The following is a 21,480-nucleotide window of genomic DNA, read 5'->3' as shown; positions in this document are numbered from 1 at the left end:
GTTCCGCGAAAAGGCTTCCCGTGACGGCGAGCGCGTGGCTTGCCGCACCCTCATGATTTTTCACGCTCGTCGCCCCGCTATCGAGTGCCGAATGGTACACAAGCCCATAGAGTCCGCCGACCGATCGGAGATCCGGGACCACCAGGCCGAACGCCTCCGTGAAACCGTCGAACGGGCCTACGAGAACGTCCCCTTCTACCGCGAGAAGCTCGACGAGGCCGGCGTCGCGCCCGCCGACATCCGGGGCGTCGAGGACGTGACGGCGCTCCCGATGACGACCAAGGAGGACTTCCGGGACGAGTACCCCGACGGGTTGTTCGCCGTCGACGACGACGAACTGACGCGGATCCACGCCTCCTCGGGGACGACCGGGAAGCCCAAGATCGTCGGCTACACCGACGCCGACGTCGACGTGTGGAGCGAGGTCGTCGCCCGATCGCTCGCGGCGTCGGGCGTCGAAGCCGGCGACACCGTCCAGAACGCCTACGGGTACGGTCTCTTTACGGGCGGACTCGGCCTCCACTACGGCGTCGAGGAACTGGGCGCGACGGTCATCCCGATCGGCGGCGGGCAGACCCAGCGCCAGATCGAACTGATGGCGGACCTGGAGAGCGACGTGTTCACCTGCACGCCCTCCTACGCGCTCTACCTCGCCGAGACCGCCGAGGAGATGGGCCACGACCCCCGCGATCTCCCCATCTCGACGGTCATCTTCGGCGCCGAGCCCTGCACGGACCCGATGCGCGAGGAGATCGAGGAGCGACTCGGCGTCACCGGGATCGACATCTACGGGCTCTCGGAGATCATCGGCCCCGGCGTCTCCAACGAGTGCCACGAGGCCCAGGACGGCCTGCACGTCTGGGAGGACCACTTCTACCCCGAGGTCGTCGACCCGCGGACGGGCGAACCCGTCGAGGAGGGCGAGGAGGGCGAACTCGTGCTCACGACGCTCACCAAGGAGGCGCTGCCGGTGCTGCGCTACCGGACGGGCGACCTGACGACGCTGACCTACGACGAGTGTGAGTGCGGGCGGACGATGGTCCGGATGGACAACGTCACCGGACGCGCCGACGACCTGCTGATCGTTCGCGGGGTGAACCTCTACCCCAGCGAGATCGAGCACGCGGTTCTGGACGTCGACGGCGTCGCCCCGCACTACCGGATCGACCTCGACCGCGAGGAGAACCTCGACGTGATGGAGCTCACCGTCGAGCGCGCCGAAGGTACGGACCGGGGCCACGCCGAGCTGCGAGAGGAGATCCTCGAACGGCTGGCGAACGTGCTCAGCTTCACCCCCGACGAGCTCTCGATCGTCGAGCCCGGCGGGATCGCCCGCACCGAGGTCGGGAAGGTCCAGCGCGTCTACGACCACCGTAGCTAGCGCCGACGCCGCCGACCGCGATCGGCGCCTCGCCTACTCGGGGCGGTACACTCGCCCGCGGAACGTCGCGACGCGGTCCCCGTTCCCGTCGACGACGTCGACCTCGTACTCGGCGGTTTTGCCGGCGAGGTGGGTCTCCTCGGCCGTCGCGGTCAGCGTCTCGCCGACGCCGTCGGCGTCGAGGTAGGAGATGTTCGTCTCGAGCGCCAGCGCCGTCTCCCCCCGCGAGTTCGACGCCGCGGCGAAGGCGGCGTCGGCCAGCGAGTAGATCGCGCCGCCGTGGGGCGTGCCGTGGAAGTTCAGCAGGTCCTCGGTCACGCGCAGTTCCGCGCGGGCACGGCCGGGCGAGAGGTCGACGACCTCGATGCCGAGCGTCGCACAGAACGGGTCCGACGCCACCTGCTCGCGTGTCTCCTCGGGAACCTCGGTCATGGCGGCCAGTTCCGCGAGCGAGCCCAACGGACTGCTGGTCGTGTGGGCGTCGACGCCCACGGCGACGATCCCCCACGGGCGCCGCCGTCCGGGAGCTATATACCGCGACTGGCCGAAGCCGGGGTATGGCGTACAGTTACGAGCCCCACCACTTCGAGGACTTCGAGGTCGGCGAGGAGTTCATCAGCGTCGGCCGAACCGTGACGGAGTCCGACTTCGTGATGCACTCCGCGCTCAGCGGCGACTGGACCGAACTGCACACCAACAAGGAGTACGCCGAGGACCAGGAGTTCGGCGAGCGCATCGCCCACGGGCCGATGACGTTCGTGCAGGCGACCGGCTTCGTCTACCGGACCGGCATCGTCGAGCGCACCGCCGTCGCGTTCCTCGGGATGAACTACATGGACCTCCCGAACCCCGTCACCATCGGCGACACGCTCCAGTTGGAGATGGAGGTCTCCGAGAAGAAGGAGCTCAGCCGCGAGGACGCCGGGCTGGTCGTGCTCGACTGCGTGATGGAGAACCAGGAAGGTACGGTCGTCCTCGAGGGCGACATGAAGTTCCTGATCAAGCGGAAGGGCGCGGACGAGAACGCAGCGTAGCCCGCCACTCCACCGTCCACGACTTACTCGAACTTCTTGAACTGCTGGAGGCAGTCGTTGCAGTAGTGGATCGACTGACACCGCGAGGGCCCCCGCGGGTGCTCGCGCTCGGTGTTCTCCGAGCCGCAGTAGGGACACTCCGCGCCAGTCGTCTCGCCGCTTGTCGTGACGCTTGGGTCCCGTTCCGTCATCGTTCCACGCTGATTCCGAACTCCCGCAGGGCTTCCTTCCCCTGTTCAGTGACGAGATCGAGCGACCAGTCCGGCGCCCAGACGAGCCGGACTTCGGCGTCGTCGACGCCGTCGACGCCCGCGGCCGCTTCCTCGACCTCCTCGAGGATGATCTCCCGGGCCGGACAGCCGCTGTAGGTCAGGGTCATGTCGATCGTCGCTTTCCCGTCGTCGAGTTCGAGCCCGTAGATCAGCCCGAGGTCGACGACGCTGACGGGCATCTCCGGGTCCTCCACCTCGTAGAGCGCCGCCCAGACCTCTCGTTCGAGGCCCTCGGCACCCTCGCCCGTGGCGGGCACCTCCTCCGCGGTCCGCTCTTTGGTCTCGTAGTCAGTATAGCCACACGGCGCGGCCTCGGCGTCCGCCCGGGGGCGGTCGTACTCCTCGGGGCCGTCGGGCTCGCTACTCATCGTCCATGAGTTTGGTCGCCTCGTGGCGACCGAGGTTGCGGTACGCCGACACCATCTCCTCGTGGAGGTCGTGCCAGTGGTCGGTGTGCTGGTTATCCCGCCCCGTCGGCGTCGCCGGCTCGGCGTCGGTCGGCACCTCGAAGCCGAGGTCGGTGAGGAACGCCGTGATTCGCTCCTCCCACTCCCCGCGCATCTCGTCGAGGCTGGCGGTGCGGATGCCCAGCTCCTCGATGTCCGCTTCGACGTCGCCGACAGGCTCGAACAGCGTGAGTGCGTAAGGGTAGAGCCGATCGAGTGCGGCCTGCACGCGCTCGCTCGCTTCCTCGTCGGTGGCCATCCGCTCCAGCCAGCTCCGGGCGAGTTCGACGTGGTAGTCTTCCTCGCCCTGGATCCGGCTAGTTCGGTTGCGGATGACCTCGTAGGAGGAGTCCTCGAGCGCGGCCAGGCGGACGTCCTCGGCCACGTCGTAGAGGTAGCCACGGACGATCGCGTCGGCCCAGTCGCCCTCCGAGAACGGCAGCTCCACGAGGGTGCTGTGCTGGAAGTCGTCCGGCTCGCTCTCCCAGAGGAGCGACTCCTCGGTGTAGCCGAACATCTGGATGGCGTCGTACCAGAGGCGGGCGTGACCGAGTTCGTCCTGGGCGTTGTTCGCGACGGCGAGGTCCGACTCCAGCGTGGGGGCGCGGACCTGCCAGAACGTGTACCGCTCGGCCTGGATGTACTCGTCGTCGGCGAGCCGGAACAGTTGGGCCTCGACGGCGCGCTGTTCCCGTTCGCTCAGTTCTTCCGGACTCCCGAGGTCTGTTCGTGTCGTCGCCATCAGTTCTTCCCTCCTCGCTGTTCGGCCGCCACCTGCTCGCTCTCGGAGGCCGCCACCTCCTCGGCCGCCGGATCGACGTTGTACGTCTGGGCGAACCGGTAGGCCTTGTTCGTGGTGCCGCCGAACGCCACCTCGTCGGCGGTGATTTCGCCGATGTAGCTGGACTGGACGATCCACAGGCTGTGTGGGTCGTCGGCGCCGTACTGTTCGTCAGCCGTCGCCTTCGCGGCGTCGACGCTCCCGGCAGTCACGTCGCCACAGTGGGTGTGGTAGCCGCCCGCCCTGTCCTGCCGGAACACCTCCCACGTCACTTCGCCGTCGACGGGGCCCGCGTCCTCGTCGCCGTAGACGCCGCTGACTTTCCCCTGTGGGGCGACCCAGAGCGACTGGGTCGGCTTGCGACGGCCGTGCTGGATCACCGAGAACTGCTTGGCCATCACTCGGTCGGGTGCGTGGACGTTGCCACAGTGCTCGTGCGGTTCGCCGGACGCCTCCTGTCGGAACACTTCCCAGATCATGGTCAGTCGGCCGCCTGTGGCGTGTTGGGGCCGTCGCCGGTGGTCGCCTGACTGTCCATCATGTCCCGAACCCACTGGACGGCTTCCTGGGCTCGCGCACGGCCGTTGATCTGCTGTTTACTGCCCTCGTACTCGTTTTTCGACACCGTGAAGAACTCCTCCCAGTCGAGGTCGTCCTCCACGACCTCGTAGGTGCCGTCGCCGTTGTCTCGGATACGTGGCTCGTCGGGGATCTCCAGCCCGTACCTCTCCGCCTTCGGCATGTACGTGTTGAGGAACGCGTTCCGGAGTTCGTCGTTGGACTTGGTCTTCAGGCCGACCTCGCTGGCGAAGTCGTGGTGGGTGCTCTGGTCGTCGGTCGGGCCGAAGAACTGGAGGATGCGCGGCCACCACTCCTCGAACGCCTCCTGGGTCATCTCCTGTTCCCGCTTCGAGCCGCTCATCAGCTCCCGCAGGATGGACTCGCCGTGTTTCACGTGCATCCCCTCCTCGAAGCAGATCTTGTCCATCGCGTGGGCGTACGGCTCCCAACTCGAGGACTTCAGCGTCGCCTGCCGGCGCATCGCGGCGCCGTCGACGAAGAAGGCGATCATCGGCGTCTCGACGTAACTCTCCATCGGGTAGTGGAAGCAGTTGAGGAACTTGCCGTCGCCGTTGGCGAGGTCGTCGAGCATCTCGTCGCGGGTCTTGATGCCCAGCGACTCGGCCGCCCGGTAGAGCATCTGGCCGTGGCCGATCTCGTCCTGCGTCTTGGCGCTGAACGCCATCTTGCGCTCCAAGCTCGGTGCCTTCCGGATGAACGGGCGCTCCAGGTACGCGCCCATGATCTCGCTGTTGGCATGGAACTCGAGCATCCGCGTCGCCGCCTCGCGGTACTCACGGGGCAGATCGTCCCGCGGGCTGAATTCGCGGGGGCCCGCCTGCGCTTTGACCTCCTCGATGTTCATGGTCGATCGTTGCCGACGCCCGACCTTACCGGTTCGGCAGCCCATAGACGGGTTTTAAATAATCAGGACGCCTCTCACCGCCGATGATCGACGAGTGCCTGATGGCGGAGTTCCGCATCAGGGGCGAGGAGTCCCCCCTCGCGGACGCGAGCCGGGCCGCCGACGCCACCCTCGACGTGGCGCCGCCGCTGCTGCGCGACGACGGCAACGTACTGCTTCGGTTCAGTTCGGCGGCCAGCGACGACCTGACCCGTCTGCTCGACGAGGACGACCGAATCCGGTACCTCTACCGGGCGGTCGTCGACGGCCGGTACAGCTACCGGTGTCTCTCCCTGCAGCGCAGCGTCGTTCACGAACTCGTCAGCGCGGGCTTCATGGTGGAGTCGCTGCGCTACCAGCGCGGCGACGCCCTGCTCACCGGCGCCGTGGTCGGGCAGGAGATCCTGCAAGCCGTGATGGAGACCGCCGGCGGAACCGTCGGCGTCGAACTGGAACGGGTGTACGCACTCGGGCCCGAGGGCGACGCCGCGGTCGCCGAGCGGTGGGACCTCACGCCGGCACAGAGCGAGGCGCTCCGGACCGCCGCCGGGATGGGCTACTTCGCCGTTCCCCGGCAGGTCACCGCCACCGATGTCGCCGACGAGATCGGGATCAGCAAGTCCGCGTTCCTCGAGCGCCTCCACCGGGGTCAGGGCGCGCTGTTCTCGCAGTTGTTCGGCGTCGACGGGAACTAAGGCCTCGCCCCTTCGAGTACGGGCATGCGAGTCTCCGACGAAGCCATCTACCGGATCACGTTCGACCGCCCCGACGTTCGCAACGCGATGACCACCGACGTCGCCGCCGAACTCGCCGACGTGCTCGGGGATCTCGATCCCGAGAGCCACGACGCCGCCGTGATCACCGGCGCCGGGGCGGCCTTCTGCGCCGGCGGCGACATCGACGCGATGGCCGAACGGGACTGGACGACTGCGGAAGCGTACGAGCGCGTTCGGGCCACGTTCGGGCGCGTCGCCGAGAACGCCCTGTCGGCGCCGGTTCCGATCGTCGCGAAGGTCAACGGCGACGCCGTCGGCGCCGGCCTGTCGCTGGTTGCGGTCTCCGATTTCGCCTACGCCGCCGAGTCGGCCCGATTCGGGGCGACGTTCGTCAACGTCGGTTTGATCCCCGACATGGGCGCGACGGCGATCCTCCCGCACCTGATCGGCCTCCGGAAGACGAAGGAGCTCGCGTTCACCGGCGACCTCGTCGACGCCGACGAGGCGGCGGCGATGGAGCTCGTCAACGAAACCGTGCCGGACGACGAGCTCGATTCGCGCGTCGACGACCTGCTCGAGACGCTCCGGAACCGCCCGACGGCGAACGTCGGCCTCGCGAAGGAGGCGATCCACGACAGCCTCGGGACCCAGTGGCGCGACGGGCTCCGACGGGAGGCCAAACTCCAGTCGATGGCCTACGACACAGCCGCACACGAGGAGGGTGTCGACGCCTTCCGCGAGGGCCGTAAACCGGATTTCGATTGATGAAATGCCGCCGCCGAGGGTGAAACGCGGACCTGTGCCTCAGTGAACGATTTACCGAGGGCTGTACAACGAGCCCGTCATGCGACTCGAAATCGGAGACAGCGAAGACTGGTCGATCTCCGGCCGTCGACGGGCGCTGCTCGCCGCGGGGGTATCGGTGGCAGGAACACTGGCCGGTTGTAGCGGCCTCGGTGAGAGCCCCACGGAGCAGCCGTTCGCCGCGCTCGACCGGCAGCGCGTCTATCTCGACGACGGCGTCGATCTCTCGGCGCCGGACGCGGTACCAACGGGGAGTGAGCCGTCCGACGCCGGCGTCGTCGTGGTTCCCGGGGACACGGAACGCTCCCCGAATCGGGCTGCGGAGTGGATCGCCGACCGGCGCACGGTCGCGTTGCTCGGCGACGGTTGCGGGGACACGTGGAACTCGTGGGTGATGACCAGCGCGTTCGCGACGGACTTCGACGTGATGGGCGCCGAGTGGGGACAGCCGGACGCGGACCTCGTCGTTGGGACAGCGATCGGCCTGAACCTCGTGACCTACGGCCGGACGTGGGAGGGGATGCCGTCGGACACCGAGATCATGCAAGAACTCGACAGCATCGCATCGGACATCGAGGGCCGCAGGGGCGGGGACTGACCGCCGCCGGAACCGATCCCGGACGCTCTCGATCGGTCGACCCTCCCAGGTTCGTGAACGCGCCGTCGTGTGGACTGTTCACGTTGGTGTCGAGGGCAGGAACTTTGAGCCCCCGGCGTCACCTACGGGTGAATGACGACTGACACGCCCTCCGCCTCGGAGGCGGGCGAGCGCTGTGCGGCGGTGCTCGACGCCATCGAGGGAGCCGTGATCGTTCGCCGCGAGTTCCTCGAAACCGTGTTGGTGGGGGTTCTCGCCCGCGGCCACGTCCTGCTCGAGGACGTTCCCGGGACGGGGAAGACCCTGACCGCCCAGAGCGTCTCGACGGCACTGGGGCTCTCCTTCTCCCGCATCCAGTTCACGCCGGACCTCCTGCCGGCGGACATCACCGGGACGAACGTGTTCCACGAGAACGAGGGCGACTTCGAGTTCCAGCCCGGTCCCGTGTTCGCGAACGTGGTCCTCGCGGACGAGATCAACCGCGCGCCGCCGAAGACCCAGGCGGCGCTGCTCGAGGCCATGGCCGAGGGGCAGGTCACCGTCGAGGGTGAGACCCGGGAGCTCCCGGAGCCCTTCATCGTGATCGCGACCCAGAACCCCGTCGAGAGCGAGGGGACGTTCCCGCTGCCGGAGGCGCAGGTCGACCGCTTCGCGGTGAAGGACTCGATGGGCTACCCCGAGCGCGACGGCGAGATCGAACTGCTCCGTCGCCGCGCGGGCCGCACCGAACAGGTACCCACCGTCGATCGCGTCCTGGCGGACGGGATGGTCGAGACGCTCCAGCAGGTGCCCGAGTCAGTCCACGCCGATCCGGACCTCCTGGAGTACATCGCCGACGTCGCTCGGGCGACCCGACAGGACCGACGCGTCGAGGTCGGCGTCTCCCCCCGCGGGACCCAGCGACTGTTCGAGATCGGCCGCGCCCACGCGACGCTTCGCTCCCGAGAGTTCCTCACGCCCGACGACGTGAAAGCCGTCGCCGGGCCCGCCCTGGCGCACCGACTCGTGCTCACGCCCGAGGCACAGGTCGACGGCATCGAGAAGGCGAGCGTGATCGAGGACGTGCTCGACTCGGTCGAGGTGCCGACCATCGACGCCGCGCCCGAGGCCTGATTCCGATCATCGACTGACGGACCGTTTCTCCGCTCCGGTCCTCAGCGCCCCGGCTCCCGGAGGCCGCGCTCGAAGAACGACCCGTCGACGCCGTCGTCGCCGGCCGCCAGCGCGACGGCGAGTTTGATCCGTGCCTTCCACGCCGGGAGGTCACCCGCCCACAGCACCCCCAGCCCGTCGAGCGTGGTGCCGCCGCCGTCGCCGCCGTACAGCGGCGCCGTCGCGCCCTCGTGGCATCGGGACGCGATCACGACCGGAACCCCGGCTTCGCGGGCGTCCGCGATCGCGTCACAGAGCGAGCCGGTCGTGTTTCCCAGCCCCGTCCCGGCGACGACGACGCCGTCGGCAGCCGGGCCGTCGTCGAGGTCGACGACCCGGCGGAGCGTCTCCCCGCTCACGCCGAGCCCGGACGTGAGGACGGGGATCTCGGCCGTGACCTCGTCGACCGTCGGTGCTGACGCCGAGTAGCTCCGGGGCTCCCGGAACAGCCTGAGCCCCGCTGGCGTGAACTCGCCCACCGGGCCGCGCGCGGGCGAGCGGAACGTCGAGAGCGCGCTGGTGTGGGACTTCACCACGTCGCGCGCGGCGTGAACCTCGTCGTCGAACACGAGGTACGTCCCCGAATCGACCCGTTCGTGGGTGACCGTCCGGACTGCCGCGAGCAGGTTCGGTGGACCGTCGGTCCCGACCTCGTCGAACGGTCGCTGCGCGCCGGTGAACGCCACCGGCACGTCGAGCTCGGTCGTCAGGTCCAGCAGGTACGCCGACTCCGCCATCGTGTCGGTGCCGTGGGTGACGACGATCCCGTCCGACGTGTCGGCTGCGCGCTCGGCGGCCCGCCGGAGCCCGCCCGCGCGGTCCCACGTCACGTCGAACCCCGAGACGCTCGCGACCCGTTCGACCGTGAACGACGCCAGGTCCCCCAGGCCGGGGACGGCCTCGATCAGCTCCTCGCCCGCCTTCGTCGGCGTCTTGCCGTCGTCGCTGCCGGTGCTGGCGATGGTGCCGCCGGTGCTCAGTACCGTGATCTCCATGCTCGTGCCCCACGCCGACGAGCGATACACCGCAGGATTCCGGTGAATATTGTCGCGAGTGCGTGGCGGCTCCGCCCCTGTCCCACGGATTCTTACCGGTCGGGAGCCACGTCGGAGCTATCTCCCCCGCATGACCGAGACCAGCGCCCCGGGCTCAGTTCGGGCGGTCGTCGGCGACCCCGACGAACTGCTCGATCGGGCGGATCGAGCCCCCGAACCCGCCGAGTTCGTCGTCACGCCCGAACGACTCCACCGCCGGAACCTGAAGCGACGCCTGGCCGAGCGCGCCAGCCCGCGGAGCAGCCTCTGGCTCACCGACGCGACCGCGATCGCGGCCCAACTCCTCGACGCCGCCGGGAGCCCGAGCGAGACGATCGACCGCATCGACCGGCTCAAACACGTGGAGGCACTCCTCCGGCGCGACACGGCGGCGAACGAGCGACTCCGTGCCGCGTTCGGGAGCGACCTCCCCGCGCGTGCCGAGACGATCGCGGCGGCGCACAGCCGCGTCGCCGAGCTGACCGGCTGGGACGAGCAGCGACTTGACGCGCTCGCGGCGGTCGCCGACGACCTGCCCGCAGTCGCGGGACGGGACACCGACGACGTCGTCGCCGGCGTCCGCGCGCTGGAGCGGGGGCTGATCGACCGCGCCGGCGCGGTCCACTCCCGCGAGACGCTGCTGCCGGCCGCCGCCGGCGCGCTCCGGGAGGACCCTGGGCTCTGGCGCGAGGCGTTCCCCGAAGCGCGTCGCCTCGCCGTCGCCGGCGTGAGCGTCGTCGACGCCCCGCTCTCGGAACTGCTCGGCGCCGCGGCCACGGGCGGCGTCGGGGTGACGCTCTCGCTGCGCCCGGGTACCGGGCCGGCGATCGTCGAGCGACTGCCGAACCGGCTCGGCGACGACATCGAACTCGACGCCGACGACGGCGGGCGAGCCGTCCCGCCGATGCCCGCGGCCGCGGAACTCGTCGCCGACACCCCCGAGGCGGAAGCGCGGCTCGCGGCCGCCGTCGTCGCCGCCCGCCTCCGCAACGGCGCGTCGCCGAGCGACGTGCTGGTCGTCGCCCGCGACGCCGGCGAGTACGAGCGACCGCTCAGGCGCGCCGCGGACCGGCACGGCGTGAACCTCGCTGTCTGGGCCCAGCTCCCGGTCGACCGAACGATCCTCTACCGGCAGTTCGCGGCACTCTGTACAGTGCTCGGCCGAGACGAGCTCACGCTCGACGAGCTGCTCGCCCCGGTCGAGTTCCACTGGGTTCCCCCAGCTGCCGCGGCCGAAGACGCCACGGCGTGGCCACTCGACACCGACGCCGTCGGCGACCTGCGCGCCGCCCTGTCGACGGGAACCGAGGGCGACCTGCCCGCGCGCAGTCTCGACGGGTGGCGCGACCGACTCGCTGATACAGTCGAGGACGGCGAACTCGCCCCGGCGGGGGCGGCCCCCCTCCGAACCTTCCTCGACTGGGCTGACGACCAGCCGGCGGCGCCCGAGCCCGCCGCACTCCACCGGACGTTCGAGCCGCTGGTCGAGGCCGGCCGGGAGGTCGCGCTGCCCACCGTGTTCGCGTCCGACGCCGCCGATCTCGGTCGCACCTCGCGGTACGCGCGCGCGCTCTCGCGGATCGAGGAGCTCCTCACCGACACCCGCGCGAAGTACCGGGAGTGGCTGGACGCGGGCGACGTGCCGCGGTCGTGGCTGGCCGTCGCCGACCTCGCCGAGCGCGTGGTCACCACCCGACCCGGCCGCCGGGAGCACGCGAACGCCGCCGCCGTCGACGTGATCGACGCGACGGACGCGTGGCTCCGCGAAGCGCCCCACGTCGTCGCCGTGGGGTTGGTCGACGGCGTCTGGCCGCGCCGCGTGGAGAGCGTCTTCCCGGACGCGCTCCGGCAGGCAGTCGTCGCGGGCGACAGCGCCGCCGCTTGTCGGCTGGCGGTCCCCGGCCGGTGGACCGCCGCCCGCGAGGTGGACCACCTCGCCAGCGGCTTCGGCGCCGCGACCGAGACGCTGGCCTGCACGCGCTACCGCCGGGACCGTGAGGGGACCACGCGGGAGCGCTCGCCGCTACTCGCGGAGGTGCCGACCCGGCGCGTCGACGAGTCGGCGGCGCAGTCGCTGCTTGCGACGGGAACGCTCCCGGACGCCCTCGCCGCCGACGGGGGTGCTGCGCGATGACCGATAAGGAGTCGGTCGGAGCCGGCCCGGATGGGGACGGCTACCGCCGACTTGAAGGGGCCCAGGCCGAGATCCGCGACGCCTTCTTCGCCGCCGAGTCGGGGCTGTTCGTGCTCGACTGCGGTCCGGGGGCCGGCAAGTCCGTCACCGCCGATAGCGTCGCCGCGGAGGACCTCGCACGGAAGGCCCGGGCGGGCGTCGACAGCCCCACGGAGACGCTCTGTCTCACCTCGTTCTCCCGGGACGACGCCGCGAGCATCCTCCCGGGCGTGGAGCGGGCACTCCGCGGGTTCGCCGAGGACCCGGAGGCACCGGTGGGACTGGACGACGAGACGGCGTCCGAACTGGGGAGCGTGCTCCGCGGGAGCGACCGCGTCGGCACCATCGACAGCGTGCTCGGCGCCGTCTTCGAGGCGGTGGCCGGCGAGGTCGGGTTCGACGAGGTACCGGAAGTCGGCGACAGCGCCGCCCTCGCTCAGGTCCACGGCGACGCGCTCGACGCGGTTCGGAGCGACGCGTCGTTGTCGGCGGCGCTCGCGACGCTCGACGACGGCTACCCCGGCGGGCGGTACGACGCCGACACCGCCGGACTGCTGGCGGCCGCTCGCAGCGCCTGTCGCGAACGTCGGCTCTCGGTCCCCGACCTCCGCGAGCGACTGGAAGCGGCGGTCTCGGGCACCTACCCCGACGGCCCGCCGGCGTCGCTCGAGGCGGTGCTGCGTGACACCGAGCGCTTCTTCGGCGCCGAGGAACGCGCGGCCGTCGAACGAGAACTGGACGCTGATCCGGCGGGCGACGCGGGGACGGTCGTCGACGCGGACGCCGACTGCCACGACCGCTGGTTCGAGGCCGTCGACGCGCTCTGTACGGTGCTGCCGGCCTACCTCGACGCCTACGACGAGGCCTGCCGGGCGTCCGGTGTGCTGGCCCACGTCGACGTCGCCCACTGGATCGCGACGTTCTTCGAGAGCGGGGGGTACGAGAGCCCGTTCCGCGAGCGCTTGCGGGAGCGCTGGACCGGTCGACTCTCGACGGTGATCGTCGACGAGGCACAGGACGTCTCGCGAGCCCAGCACGACGCGCTCGCGCCGCTGGTCGACGCCGACACTCGCGTGCTGCTGGTCGGCGACCGCGAGCAGTGCATCTACGCCTGGCGCAACGCACAGCCGAGCCTGTTCGACGCCGCGGCGGCGGACGGCCGCTACTTCGGGATCGACTGGGAGACCCACGAACGCCGGAGCGCGACCCGGACGTACCGCCCTCGCCCGGCGATCGCAGCCGCGATCGACACCGTCTTCGAGCCGGTGTTCACCGATCCGACCCGGGGGGCCGCCGACGCCGCGGCCGACGAGCGGGAGATCGGGCCGTACGAACCCCTCTCGGCCGTTCGCGGGTCGACGGCCGAGCCGAGCGTCCACGTCGCCGCGTTCCCCGAGCACGGCCGCCCCGGCTCGCCGACGTGGGTCGATCCCGAGGAGGGGCTCGGTGAGGCCGAGGCGCTGGCCGACTGCATCGCGACGGGGCTGGCGTCCGACCGCTTCGAGCGCGAGGACGGCGAGGACCCGGGCGTCACGGTGCTGTTCCACCGCCGCACCCACATGGACGCCTACGTCGACGCCTTCGCCGACGCCGGACTCTCGGTCCGGGACACCAGCCGCGCGTTGTTCGACCACCCGCTCGTCGGCGCGGTCTGTGCAGTCGTCGACTGGCTCCGCGCCCCCACGACCCAGGAAGCGACGCTGCGGCTAGTCAACGACGACGACCTGCCGGTCACGGGGCTCGTCGACAAACTTATGCGGGCGGACTGGTCGATCACTGCGGTCGCTGACGCCGGGTCGATGCGCGGCGGAAACGCCGCGGTCGTCGACGGACTCGCCGACCTCGCGCGCCGACGCGCCGACCACCTCGCCGCCGCCGGCGCGGACGTGGTGAGCGACGTGATCGAGACGCTCTCGCTCGCGGCCGACCCGCTGGACCAGAGCGCGACGGCGGCCGACCACGCGGCCGTGCTCGACCGACTGGTGGGCGTCGTCGCCGACTGGGAGGGCGACCGGACGTTCTCGCTGGCCGAACTCGCGGCGGCGCTGGATCACGCACGGCGGAACCCGAAGAGCGGTCCGAGCCTCCCGACCGCCGCCGAAGCCGACGTGACCTTCCGCACCATCCACGGCGCGAAGGGCGACGAGGACGACGTGGTCGCAGTCGCGGATCTCGGTACCGGACTCGGTCGCTACGGCGCCTATCTCGATCAGTTCGTCGCCCACGGCCGCCACGTCGCGCTCGCGCCGCCGGAGATCGACCTCGGCGACGACTACCCCGATCTCGGTGGGACGGTGCTCGCCGACGGGCCGTACGACCCCGACGCCTCGCCGGGCGACGGCGACGCGGGACTGCGCTGGGCGAGCGAGCAGTGGGTCGAGGCGGACCCGTCCCGCCTCGCCGGGGCACCGCCGCTTCGCAGCCCGGTCGCGGCCGCGCGCGCCGAGCGCTGGCGCCTGCTGTACGTCGCGCTCTCGCGGGCGCGGGACCACCTCGTGCTCCCGCTGCCCGGCCGGCGCTCGGCGCCGACGCCGCGGGACCGCTGGGTCGACACGCTTCGGGACGCGCTGGCGTTCGACGCCGAGCGACCCGACGAGTACACCGTCGCCACCCCTGGCGAACACGACCCGTTGACGGTGGCCGTTCACCGCGCGGCGGGCGGGACGCCCGAACCGACCGGTGCGGCGGCGAGCGAGCCGGCGACCGTCGACGGCCCCGATCCCCTCGCTGATCGGGGCTGGACGCCGCGGTTCGTCAACCCGAGCACGGTGTACGAGCTCTCGGCGGCGCCGGAGGCGGGCGTGCTGGCCCACCTGAGCGGGCAGGCGCTCCACGCCGAACAGGACGGCGTCACCGTGCCGCTCTCCTTCGAGACGATGGGGCCGGAGGTCGTCGGCGACGTGGCCCACGACGTGTTCGCAGCCGCGCTCTCGGCGGGCGTCGACGCCGGGACGCTCCGAAACTGCGAGGGGCCAGTGCCCGCTGCGCTGGACCGCGCGGTTCGCGAGCACGCCCGTGGGGTCGCGTCCGACGAGCGCGAGCAGTTACGGCGCTACGTCGAAGGGACACTCTGCCCGCAGTTGGCAGAGACGGAGGTGTACGAGCGATTGGTGGCGAGCCGGCAGCGGTACGTCGAGGAGCCACTCGACGCGGTCGTCCGCGTGGCCGGGCTAGCCGTCGAAGTCGGCGGTCGCGCCGACGTGGTCTCCGTCGACCGGGACGGCCAGTGGCACGTCGACGAACTCAAGATCGGACTACGGCCGCCCGAGCCCGACCTCCGGGACCGCTACGAGCTACAGGCGGCGACGTACGCGTGGCTCCTGGAGCGACAGGAGGGAACTTCGGTGACGGCGACGGTCACGACCGTCGGCGCACACCGAGAGACGACCGTCGTCACCGCTGGCGAGGCGGCTGTGCGCGATCGGCTTGATCGACTCGCGGACCGCCGGTGGAACTGTCAGCAGTAGGCGCCGGTTCACGGGGTATGAGTGGGCCTAACGCCGGCGAAACCGCTCCCGAACAGGGAGTCGAGAGAAGACGCCCCGGTTCAGAGCGTCAGCGACGCGACCAGCGCGATGGTGAACACTGCGACGGCGATCGCCGTCGCGCCAGACGCCGTGTTGTTCTCTTCGGGACCCTCCGTCACCGTCATCGTGCCGAACACGCCGGCGACGGCGACGACGACGCCCGCCCACGCGTAGGCCATGTTGACTAACTCACTCGCCATACTCCTCGTTACAGCCCATCCACCATAATTCCCCGGACCGCGAACGATCGGCCGAGGTGAACAGCTATATCCGCCCCCATCCCCCAGGCCGGTGTATGCGGATGGAACTGCGGGTCTGTAAACACTGCTACGAGGGCGAACACGGGAACCCCGAGAAGACGGCGGTGACCCGAGACATGGTCAGCGCCGCCGAGCGGGTCCGGGAGTACAAGGACCTGATCGGGATGGACAGCCTCTACATCACCAAAGTGAAGGAAGGTGAGCCCGGCGGCTCGGAGGCGCTCCCCGCGATCGTCGCGTCGATCGAGGACGGCCAGATCCAACTCTCCGACACCCAGCTGGTGATGGAGGACGACGACGGCAACATGCTGGTCTACCCCGAGCCCGAGGACGTGCTCGAGGTGCTCACGCGGAACATCGACCAGATCCAGCAGCACGCGACCGAGGACGTGACCGTCGAGCTCTCCACCGAGAGCGCGGAGCTGATCTCGTAGCGCGGACCGTCCCTTCTCCGAGCGAGCTCACGAGCCAGCGCCGCCGCTGGCGACCGTGAAAACGAGAGGGGGAGAAACCGCCTCAGTCGGCGGCTTCGGCCTCGGCGCCGTCGGCCTCCTCCTCCGCCATCTGCTGTTCCCAGCGCATGCGGACGAGGTTCCCGTACACCGACAGCACCATGCCGAAGAACAGCACGAGCATGCCGATGTTGACGCCGACGGTCAGCAGCAGGTTCGTCGGACCGCCGCCGACCAGCAGTTCGAGCGACACCGGGTAGCCGGTGTCGTAGATGCTGGCGGTCAGTACGCTGACGATACCGATCACCGTCGCCGCGCCGGCGAGGTTGGACGCACTCGCCCAGCTCGAGGAGAGCTGGAGGCGCTCGATGCCGGTCCCCTCGTCGCCGTCCTCGTGGTGCTCGGGGATCATCGAGCGCGGGATGAACGCCTTCGTTTCCACCGGGAAGAAGGCCGGGTGGAAGCCGTGCTCGAAGATGTGGAACATGACCCCCATCAGCATAATGACGCCCAGCAGCCCGTGGAAGACGACGAACGCGATCGCCGCCGTCTGGGTGGCGAAGTACTGCATCAGCCCGGTCTTGCTCCAGATGAGCAGTCCCGAGATGGACAGCAGCGCCAGCTCCACCGCGAAGATGAAGATCACGCCCTTGCCGACGTAGCTCAGCAGCGGGATCTCGTCGGCGGTGCCGCCCGCGAACTGGCGGGCGTTGGGGTGGCGCTCCTCGGCGTTGCCCAGCACGAACTGGATGTCCTGCACGAACGCCTTCGCGTCGTCAGGCGTGGGCATGACCTCACTGAAGTTCGAGCGGCCGGTGTCCGTGGTCACCATCATCAGCGCCCAGAACGTGATCAGCGCCAGCAGCCCGACGCCGAACACGCGGTGGAGCGCGGCGACCGAGCCGGAGCCACCCATGAGGGTGAGCATCCACCAGAGCTCGTCGTTGAACATGATGGCGTACCCCGTGAAGAACAGGAAGAACACGTCCATGGCGAGCAGCGAGTGGAACACCGTCGTCATGCGCGTGAACTTCCCGTGATCGAGGTTCGTCATCGGGTGTCACCTCCGTTCTCCGCGCCGGTGTCGCCGCCGTCCGCGCCGGCTCCCTGTGCCGGCGAGCCTCCGTCCGGCATCGCGCGGGATTCTCCGGGCTGGCGCATCCGCCCGGCGAGGCGCCGGAACGCGCCCCAGTGGACGAACACCATCACGAGGATGAACAGCCCCATCAGCACGTCGATCGCGTGGATCGCCTCGACTATGAACACGAGCCACCCGATATCGTTCCCCTGTGCGAACGCCGTCCCGATCCCGCCGCCCTCGATAGTCGGCGAGACGCGGTTCAGTCGCTCGTAGAACACGTCGAACCCGTTGACGACCCAGACAGCTCCAAGCGCGACGGCCACCGCGATCACGGCGTTGACCGCGACGACGGTCCCCGAGTAGCTGCTGGCGCCGTTCTCTGCGGTAGAGTTGCTCATACGCCGAACGCCTCCGCGTCGTCGGCACCGAAGACGATCTCCATCGCGTCGTCGTTGAAGAACGTCCCGGAGTCTCGTTTGTCGAGCTCGTCAGCGATCTGCTCGGTCGTGCCCACGAGGATGGCGTCGGTCGCGCACTCCTCGGCACACGCCGGCCCCTTGCCGACCTCCTGTCGGTCCTGACACATCGTACACTTGTCCATCGTACCGCCGGTGCCGAAGATCTCCGCCGAGCCGTCGTTCGAGCCCGGGAACTGCGGGGCGCCGAACGGACAGGCGGACAGGCAGTACTGGCAGCCGATACAGACGTCGTCGCGCACGTCGACGAACCCGTCGTCCTTCTTGACGAGGGCGTCGACCGGACAGACCGACACGCAGGGCGCGTTCTCGCAGTGGTAACACTGCATCGGGACGCTGGTCTCGCCCGGATTCTCGCCCTGACCGATCGCCTGGGAGGGGCTCGCGTTGAGTCCCTCGGCGCCTTCCTCGCCCTCCAGCATCGTGGAGATGCTGATGCGCTGTTCGTCGCGGGGCATGTCCCACGTTCGGTTACAGGCGACTACACAGCCGCCACAGTCGATACACGCAGCCACGTCGGGGAAGATGCGCGTGTCGTCGCCGGTGCCCATCACCCCCTGGCTCATCATCTCGGTCTTTGATTCGTTTGTGGACATTTTACTGAACCGTCGTGTTGTCGCGGGTGTCGAAGTCCTTCTGCTGGCCGAAGCCGGCCTCGTCCTGCGGGAACGTGAACGTCTCCAGGTCCACGTCCATGTTGAGCTCGTCGACGAGCTCCTGGGTGGCCGGGCGGACCTTCGCCTGCGCCGCCTTGGTCTCCTGCATCTGGGTCTCCACGTCGTAGCCGCGGGAGGTGATGAAGTTCACCGAGTCCCCGATCGCGAACGGCTCGTTGCCGTCGGGGTACTTCTCGAGTAGGTCCTCACCCTTCGCGATACCGCCCCAGTGGAACGGGAGGAAGATCTCCTCTTCCTCGGGGCCGTGGCCGGGACGCGGGGTGACGCGAGCCTTGACCAGCACCGACCCGCGGTCGGTGGTGGAGACGACGACGAGGTCGCCGCCGTCGATCCCCATCTCCTCGGCCATGTTCGGGTGGATCTCCACGTACATGTGGGGCTGGAGGTCGGCCAGGTACTCGTTGGAGCGGGACTCCGCCCCACCGCCCTGGTGCTCGACCTGCCGGCCCGTGGTCATCACCGTGCTGAACGCCGACTCGTCGCCGGGATCGTTCGCCGCCGCGGTCGCCCGCTCCTGGACGGCCGCGTTGTTCTGGTCGAGCCGGTAGAAGTTGGTCTGCTGGCCGTTGGCGGGCCACTCCTCGACCAGGTCGGGGCGCGGACTCTCAACCGGTTCGCGGTGAACCGGCACGGTGTCCATGAAGCCCCAGACGACTGCACGAGCCCGGCCACGCCCGGTCGGCGCGTCCGGCTGTGCGAAGTCGTACTGGGCGTAGAAGTCCTCGTCGAAGTCGGCCCCGTAGCGCTCGTTCATCGCGACCGCCGTGTCGTAGACGGACTGGTCGGGGTCGAGCGCGTAGGCGTAGGGCAGCGAGAGCTGATCCGGGTTGCTGTAGTCCTCCGGCAGCGTCGTCGCGAAGCCGGGGTACTGCGGGACGCCCTGGACTTCGTTGTCGAAGTCGGACTCCCAGTCGGGCGTGTACGGATCACGCAGGAGGTTCAGGGCCTCCTCGCCGCCCTGGTCGTAGGTCTCCTGCATGGGGTACTCCTTGTCCGTGTCCATGTCCGCCCACTCCTCGGGTGTCGGGGCCTGAACGCCCCACCGAGCGCGGAAGTCCTGCCCGCCGTTGCGCGGGTCCAGGTCGTCGTTCCAGATGATCGGCGTTCCCGGGTGACCTTCGCCCCAGCAGGGCCACGGGAGCTGCCAGAACTCCCCGGAGACGGGGAGTCCCTCCTCCTCACACCGGAGGTTGTCCGTGGAGAACGCGTAGTCGTACTCCTGCTGTTCCTGCAGGCGCTGGGGATCCTGCTGGTAGCCGATCGTCCGGACGCCGAGGTTGACCTCCCGGAGCACCTCCTCGTAGGTGCTCTTGCCGTTGTAGAGGCCGGAGCCCGAGCCCCAGTCGAAGTGGTCGCCGAAGCCGAAGCGGTCGGCGAGCTCCTGCATGATCTCGAGGTCGGGCTTCGTGTTGTGCGACGGCGGCCGCACCGGCTCGGACCACTGGACCGAGCGGTGGGAGTTGGTGAGCGACCGGTGGTGCTCGTACTGGGACGCCGCCGAGAGGATCACGACGTTGTCCTGGTCCGAGAGCACCGACGCCACCGAGGGGAACACGTCGACGACGACGACGAGGTCCATCCGGTCCATCGCGTCCTTCATCTTCTGCATCTCCGAGATGGAGTTGAGCGAGTGGCCCCAGATGACGACGGCCTTCAGCTCGTCGGGCTGGTAGAGCGGCGTCTCGTTGAGCCGCTCCTCCTGGGGAAGCCCGCCGTCGAACCACCGCGCGACGGTCATCCCCTTCTGGAACATCATCGACCGTTCGCTCGGGAACGAGTCGTCGATCTCGTCGCCGTCGGACTGTTCCAGATACCGGTCCTCCGGCATCAGGTCGTACTCGTCGTAGAGCTCCTCGAAGGTGATCTCGCCGCTCGTGAAGGGGCTCTTCGACCAGACCTCGCTCCAGTACTGCCAGGAACCGGGCGAACCGACCGAGTAGTAACCGGGCAGGATGTGGCTCGCGACTGCGAGGTCGGTTGCCCCCTGCACGTTCGCGTGGCCACGCATGACCTGCAGGCCGCCGCCGGACTGGGCGGCGCTCCCGGAGGACAGCGAGGTGAGCGCGTAGGAGCGGATGTTCTGGGTCCCGTTGTTGTGCTGGGTCCCGCCCATCGCCCACTCGATCTGGACCTTCGGCGCGTTCTCGGCGATCAGGTCGCCGAGTTCGCGGATCTGCTCCTGGCTGACCCACGTGATGTCCTCGACGGTCTCGAGGTCGTACTGGTCGAGTTCGACCTCCACGTCGGGCCACCCCATGACCCGCTCTTCGAGCATCTCCCGGTCGAGGTTCTGCTCGTCGCGCAGGTACTTCATCAGGCCCATCATCAGGGCCACGTCGGTCCCGGGCCGCATCCGGTAGTAGTAGTCGCCCTTGGCCGCGGTCTTGGTGAACCGCGGGTCGACGACGGCGATATCGCCGCCGCGCTGCTGGCCCTCGAGGATGTGCTGCATCGCGATCGGGTGGGCCTCGGCGGGGTTCTGCCCGATGATGAGGTTGAGGTCGAAGTTGCGGTAGTCGTTGATCGTGTTCGTCATCGCCCCGTAGCCCCACGTGTTCGCGAGGCCGGAGACGGTGGTGGAGTGACAGATCCGAGCCTGGTGGTCCACGTTGTTGGTCCCAAAGATGCTCGAGAGCTTCCGGAACGCGTAGGACTCCTCGTTGGAGAAGTGGGCCGACCCCATCCACATCACGGAGTCCGGACCGTGCTCCTCCCGGATCTGGTTGAGTTCGTTTCCGACCTTCTCGAGGGCCTCGTCCCAGCCGGCCTTCCGCCACGAGGTGTCACCTTCCTTGATGAGTGGATGCTTGAGTCGCCGTTCGGAGTGCTCGCTGCCGTAGATAGCGGCCCCCTTCGAGCAGAGCGATCCGTTGTTTATCGGGTTCTCGTGCCAAGGCTCCTGCCCGACGAAGGCGTTGCCCTGCCGTTCGCCCCGGAACCCACAACCGACGGCACAGAAGTTACAGACCGTCTTCGTGAGTTCGCCCTCTTCGTCAGTTCCGTCGACCTCCCCGTCACTTTGTGCGAGCGCCTGTCCCGCGCCGCCGCCCCCGAGCGCCACCGCGCCCGCGAGCGCGCTGGCTTTCAGGAACGACCTGCGGTCCAGGTCGAGGGAGACTGGTTCTGAGCTCATTGTTGTATCCTGTCGTAC

Annotated in this window: 21 protein-coding genes; 9 read left to right on the top strand and 12 right to left on the bottom strand. The window is 69.5% G+C overall.

What is annotated here, in order from left to right; genetic code table 11:
- Positions 1-91 precede the first annotated feature (91 nt).
- Positions 92-1,381: a phenylacetate--CoA ligase PaaK gene (gene paaK, locus BMZ83_RS03545; protein WP_074875702.1), complete on the top strand. Its 1,290-nt coding sequence runs from the start codon at positions 92-94 to the stop codon at positions 1,379-1,381.
- Between the two features lie 33 nt (positions 1,382-1,414).
- Here the strand turns inward: paaK and paaI are convergent, their stop codons facing one another.
- Positions 1,415-1,813, bottom strand: a complete 399-nt coding sequence (gene paaI, locus BMZ83_RS03540; RefSeq protein ID WP_074876148.1) for a hydroxyphenylacetyl-CoA thioesterase PaaI — start codon at positions 1,811-1,813, stop codon at positions 1,415-1,417.
- A gap of 125 nt (positions 1,814-1,938) precedes the next feature.
- Here paaI and BMZ83_RS03535 point away from each other — a divergent pair, with 125 nt between their 5' ends.
- On the top strand, positions 1,939-2,415 hold the full coding sequence (locus BMZ83_RS03535; RefSeq protein ID WP_074875700.1) for a MaoC family dehydratase: 477 nt from the start codon (positions 1,939-1,941) through the stop codon (positions 2,413-2,415).
- Between the two features lie 23 nt (positions 2,416-2,438).
- On the opposite strand, the gene paaE is transcribed toward BMZ83_RS03535, so the two are convergent.
- The 5 genes from paaE to BMZ83_RS03515 are packed head-to-tail and all read right to left on the bottom strand — an operon-like array spanning position 2,439 to position 5,340.
- Positions 2,439-2,606, bottom strand: a complete 168-nt coding sequence (paaE, locus tag BMZ83_RS16735) for a 1,2-phenylacetyl-CoA epoxidase subunit PaaE (RefSeq protein WP_166623250.1) — start codon at positions 2,604-2,606, stop codon at positions 2,439-2,441.
- A complete protein-coding gene (gene paaD, locus BMZ83_RS03530; RefSeq protein ID WP_074875698.1) occupies positions 2,603-3,055 on the bottom strand; it encodes a 1,2-phenylacetyl-CoA epoxidase subunit PaaD in 453 nt (150 codons plus the stop codon). Before paaD ends, paaE begins: the two co-directional genes overlap by 4 nt.
- Positions 3,048-3,875: a 1,2-phenylacetyl-CoA epoxidase subunit PaaC gene (gene paaC / locus BMZ83_RS03525; protein WP_074875695.1), complete on the bottom strand. Its 828-nt coding sequence runs from the start codon at positions 3,873-3,875 to the stop codon at positions 3,048-3,050. Before paaC ends, paaD begins: the two co-directional genes overlap by 8 nt.
- Positions 3,875-4,393, bottom strand: a complete 519-nt coding sequence (locus BMZ83_RS03520) for a PacF protein (protein WP_074875693.1) — start codon at positions 4,391-4,393, stop codon at positions 3,875-3,877. The genes paaC and BMZ83_RS03520 overlap by 1 nt, the downstream gene beginning before the upstream one ends.
- A gap of 2 nt (positions 4,394-4,395) precedes the next feature.
- A complete protein-coding gene (locus BMZ83_RS03515) occupies positions 4,396-5,340 on the bottom strand; it encodes a Phenylacetic acid catabolic protein (protein WP_074875692.1) in 945 nt (314 codons plus the stop codon).
- Positions 5,341-5,441: 101 nt separating this feature from the next.
- Here BMZ83_RS03515 and BMZ83_RS03510 point away from each other — a divergent pair, with 101 nt between their 5' ends.
- From BMZ83_RS03510 to BMZ83_RS03495, 4 genes are all read left to right on the top strand, one after another.
- Positions 5,442-6,074 (top strand): helix-turn-helix domain-containing protein, encoded by a 633-nt coding sequence (locus BMZ83_RS03510; RefSeq protein ID WP_174955747.1) that lies wholly within the window; start codon positions 5,442-5,444, stop codon positions 6,072-6,074.
- 24 nt (positions 6,075-6,098) lie between these two features.
- Positions 6,099-6,860 (top strand): enoyl-CoA hydratase/isomerase family protein, encoded by a 762-nt coding sequence (locus BMZ83_RS03505; RefSeq protein ID WP_074875688.1) that lies wholly within the window; start codon positions 6,099-6,101, stop codon positions 6,858-6,860.
- 79 nt (positions 6,861-6,939) lie between these two features.
- On the top strand, positions 6,940-7,497 hold the full coding sequence (locus tag BMZ83_RS03500; protein ID WP_074875686.1) for a hypothetical protein: 558 nt from the start codon (positions 6,940-6,942) through the stop codon (positions 7,495-7,497).
- Positions 7,498-7,629: 132 nt separating this feature from the next.
- Complete coding sequence (locus BMZ83_RS03495) at positions 7,630-8,610, top strand: AAA family ATPase (RefSeq protein ID WP_074875684.1); 981 nt, start codon at positions 7,630-7,632, stop codon at positions 8,608-8,610.
- 41 nt (positions 8,611-8,651) lie between these two features.
- On the opposite strand, the gene BMZ83_RS03490 is transcribed toward BMZ83_RS03495, so the two are convergent.
- On the bottom strand, positions 8,652-9,644 hold the full coding sequence (locus BMZ83_RS03490; RefSeq protein WP_074875682.1) for an asparaginase: 993 nt from the start codon (positions 9,642-9,644) through the stop codon (positions 8,652-8,654).
- Positions 9,645-9,774: 130 nt separating this feature from the next.
- Between BMZ83_RS03490 and BMZ83_RS03485 the strand changes: the two genes are divergently transcribed.
- A complete protein-coding gene (locus BMZ83_RS03485; protein ID WP_074875680.1) occupies positions 9,775-11,817 on the top strand; it encodes a PD-(D/E)XK nuclease family protein in 2,043 nt (680 codons plus the stop codon).
- Positions 11,814-15,323: a UvrD-helicase domain-containing protein gene (locus tag BMZ83_RS03480; RefSeq protein ID WP_074875678.1), complete on the top strand. Its 3,510-nt coding sequence runs from the start codon at positions 11,814-11,816 to the stop codon at positions 15,321-15,323. The genes BMZ83_RS03485 and BMZ83_RS03480 overlap by 4 nt, the downstream gene beginning before the upstream one ends.
- 80 nt (positions 15,324-15,403) lie before the next feature.
- On the opposite strand, the gene BMZ83_RS03475 is transcribed toward BMZ83_RS03480, so the two are convergent.
- The gene (locus BMZ83_RS03475) at positions 15,404-15,583 is read right to left on the bottom strand and encodes a hypothetical protein (protein WP_074875676.1); all 180 of its coding nucleotides are present in this window, start codon (positions 15,581-15,583) and stop codon (positions 15,404-15,406) included.
- Positions 15,584-15,678: 95 nt separating this feature from the next.
- On the opposite strand from BMZ83_RS03475, the gene BMZ83_RS03470 reads away from it, so the two are divergent.
- Positions 15,679-16,077, top strand: a complete 399-nt coding sequence (locus BMZ83_RS03470) for a hypothetical protein (protein WP_049981331.1) — start codon at positions 15,679-15,681, stop codon at positions 16,075-16,077.
- 82 nt (positions 16,078-16,159) lie between these two features.
- Here BMZ83_RS03470 and BMZ83_RS03465 read toward each other — a convergent pair whose 3' ends face one another.
- Genes BMZ83_RS03465 through BMZ83_RS03450 form a run of 4 tightly spaced genes read right to left on the bottom strand, consistent with a single transcriptional unit; the run spans position 16,160 to position 21,462 of the window.
- The gene (locus BMZ83_RS03465; RefSeq protein ID WP_074875674.1) at positions 16,160-17,149 is read right to left on the bottom strand and encodes a cytochrome b/b6 domain-containing protein; all 990 of its coding nucleotides are present in this window, start codon (positions 17,147-17,149) and stop codon (positions 16,160-16,162) included.
- Entirely contained in the window at positions 17,146-17,574 is a 429-nt protein-coding gene (locus BMZ83_RS03460) for a hypothetical protein (RefSeq protein WP_074875672.1), read from the bottom strand. Before BMZ83_RS03460 ends, BMZ83_RS03465 begins: the two co-directional genes overlap by 4 nt.
- Entirely contained in the window at positions 17,571-18,248 is a 678-nt protein-coding gene (locus BMZ83_RS03455) for a 4Fe-4S dicluster domain-containing protein (protein ID WP_074875670.1), read from the bottom strand. The genes BMZ83_RS03460 and BMZ83_RS03455 overlap by 4 nt, the downstream gene beginning before the upstream one ends.
- 1 nt (position 18,249) lies before the next feature.
- Positions 18,250-21,462 (bottom strand): formate dehydrogenase subunit alpha, encoded by a 3,213-nt coding sequence (locus BMZ83_RS03450; protein ID WP_074875668.1) that lies wholly within the window; start codon positions 21,460-21,462, stop codon positions 18,250-18,252.
- Positions 21,463-21,480 lie beyond the last annotated feature (18 nt).

Origin of the sequence: Halolamina pelagica (assembly GCF_900115675.1) — an archaeon.
In the GTDB taxonomy this organism is placed as follows: domain Archaea; phylum Halobacteriota; class Halobacteria; order Halobacteriales; family Haloferacaceae; genus Halolamina; species Halolamina pelagica.
Note: the sequence above shows the minus strand (reverse complement) of the source record. Positions and strands in the feature narration are given on the sequence as shown.

What these genes read in the sequence shown, in the direction of transcription:
- paaK (WP_074875702.1), top strand. Translation starts at nt 92, where the DNA reads ATGGTACACAAGCCCATAGAGTCCGCCGACCGATCGGAGATCCGGGAC.
- paaI (WP_074876148.1), bottom strand. Translation starts at nt 1,813, where the DNA reads ATGACCGAGGTTCCCGAGGAGACACGCGAGCAGGTGGCGTCGGACCCG.
- BMZ83_RS03535 (WP_074875700.1), top strand. Translation starts at nt 1,939, where the DNA reads ATGGCGTACAGTTACGAGCCCCACCACTTCGAGGACTTCGAGGTCGGC.
- paaE (WP_166623250.1), bottom strand. Translation starts at nt 2,606, where the DNA reads ATGACGGAACGGGACCCAAGCGTCACGACAAGCGGCGAGACGACTGGC.
- paaD (WP_074875698.1), bottom strand. Translation starts at nt 3,055, where the DNA reads ATGAGTAGCGAGCCCGACGGCCCCGAGGAGTACGACCGCCCCCGGGCG.
- paaC (WP_074875695.1), bottom strand. Translation starts at nt 3,875, where the DNA reads ATGGCGACGACACGAACAGACCTCGGGAGTCCGGAAGAACTGAGCGAA.
- BMZ83_RS03520 (WP_074875693.1), bottom strand. Translation starts at nt 4,393, where the DNA reads ATGATCTGGGAAGTGTTCCGACAGGAGGCGTCCGGCGAACCGCACGAG.
- BMZ83_RS03515 (WP_074875692.1), bottom strand. Translation starts at nt 5,340, where the DNA reads ATGAACATCGAGGAGGTCAAAGCGCAGGCGGGCCCCCGCGAATTCAGC.
- BMZ83_RS03510 (WP_174955747.1), top strand. Translation starts at nt 5,442, where the DNA reads ATGGCGGAGTTCCGCATCAGGGGCGAGGAGTCCCCCCTCGCGGACGCG.
- BMZ83_RS03505 (WP_074875688.1), top strand. Translation starts at nt 6,099, where the DNA reads ATGCGAGTCTCCGACGAAGCCATCTACCGGATCACGTTCGACCGCCCC.
- BMZ83_RS03500 (WP_074875686.1), top strand. Translation starts at nt 6,940, where the DNA reads ATGCGACTCGAAATCGGAGACAGCGAAGACTGGTCGATCTCCGGCCGT.
- BMZ83_RS03495 (WP_074875684.1), top strand. Translation starts at nt 7,630, where the DNA reads ATGACGACTGACACGCCCTCCGCCTCGGAGGCGGGCGAGCGCTGTGCG.
- BMZ83_RS03490 (WP_074875682.1), bottom strand. Translation starts at nt 9,644, where the DNA reads ATGGAGATCACGGTACTGAGCACCGGCGGCACCATCGCCAGCACCGGC.
- BMZ83_RS03485 (WP_074875680.1), top strand. Translation starts at nt 9,775, where the DNA reads ATGACCGAGACCAGCGCCCCGGGCTCAGTTCGGGCGGTCGTCGGCGAC.
- BMZ83_RS03480 (WP_074875678.1), top strand. Translation starts at nt 11,814, where the DNA reads ATGACCGATAAGGAGTCGGTCGGAGCCGGCCCGGATGGGGACGGCTAC.
- BMZ83_RS03475 (WP_074875676.1), bottom strand. Translation starts at nt 15,583, where the DNA reads ATGGCGAGTGAGTTAGTCAACATGGCCTACGCGTGGGCGGGCGTCGTC.
- BMZ83_RS03470 (WP_049981331.1), top strand. Translation starts at nt 15,679, where the DNA reads ATGCGGATGGAACTGCGGGTCTGTAAACACTGCTACGAGGGCGAACAC.
- BMZ83_RS03465 (WP_074875674.1), bottom strand. Translation starts at nt 17,149, where the DNA reads ATGACGAACCTCGATCACGGGAAGTTCACGCGCATGACGACGGTGTTC.
- BMZ83_RS03460 (WP_074875672.1), bottom strand. Translation starts at nt 17,574, where the DNA reads ATGAGCAACTCTACCGCAGAGAACGGCGCCAGCAGCTACTCGGGGACC.
- BMZ83_RS03455 (WP_074875670.1), bottom strand. Translation starts at nt 18,248, where the DNA reads ATGTCCACAAACGAATCAAAGACCGAGATGATGAGCCAGGGGGTGATG.
- BMZ83_RS03450 (WP_074875668.1), bottom strand. Translation starts at nt 21,462, where the DNA reads ATGAGCTCAGAACCAGTCTCCCTCGACCTGGACCGCAGGTCGTTCCTG.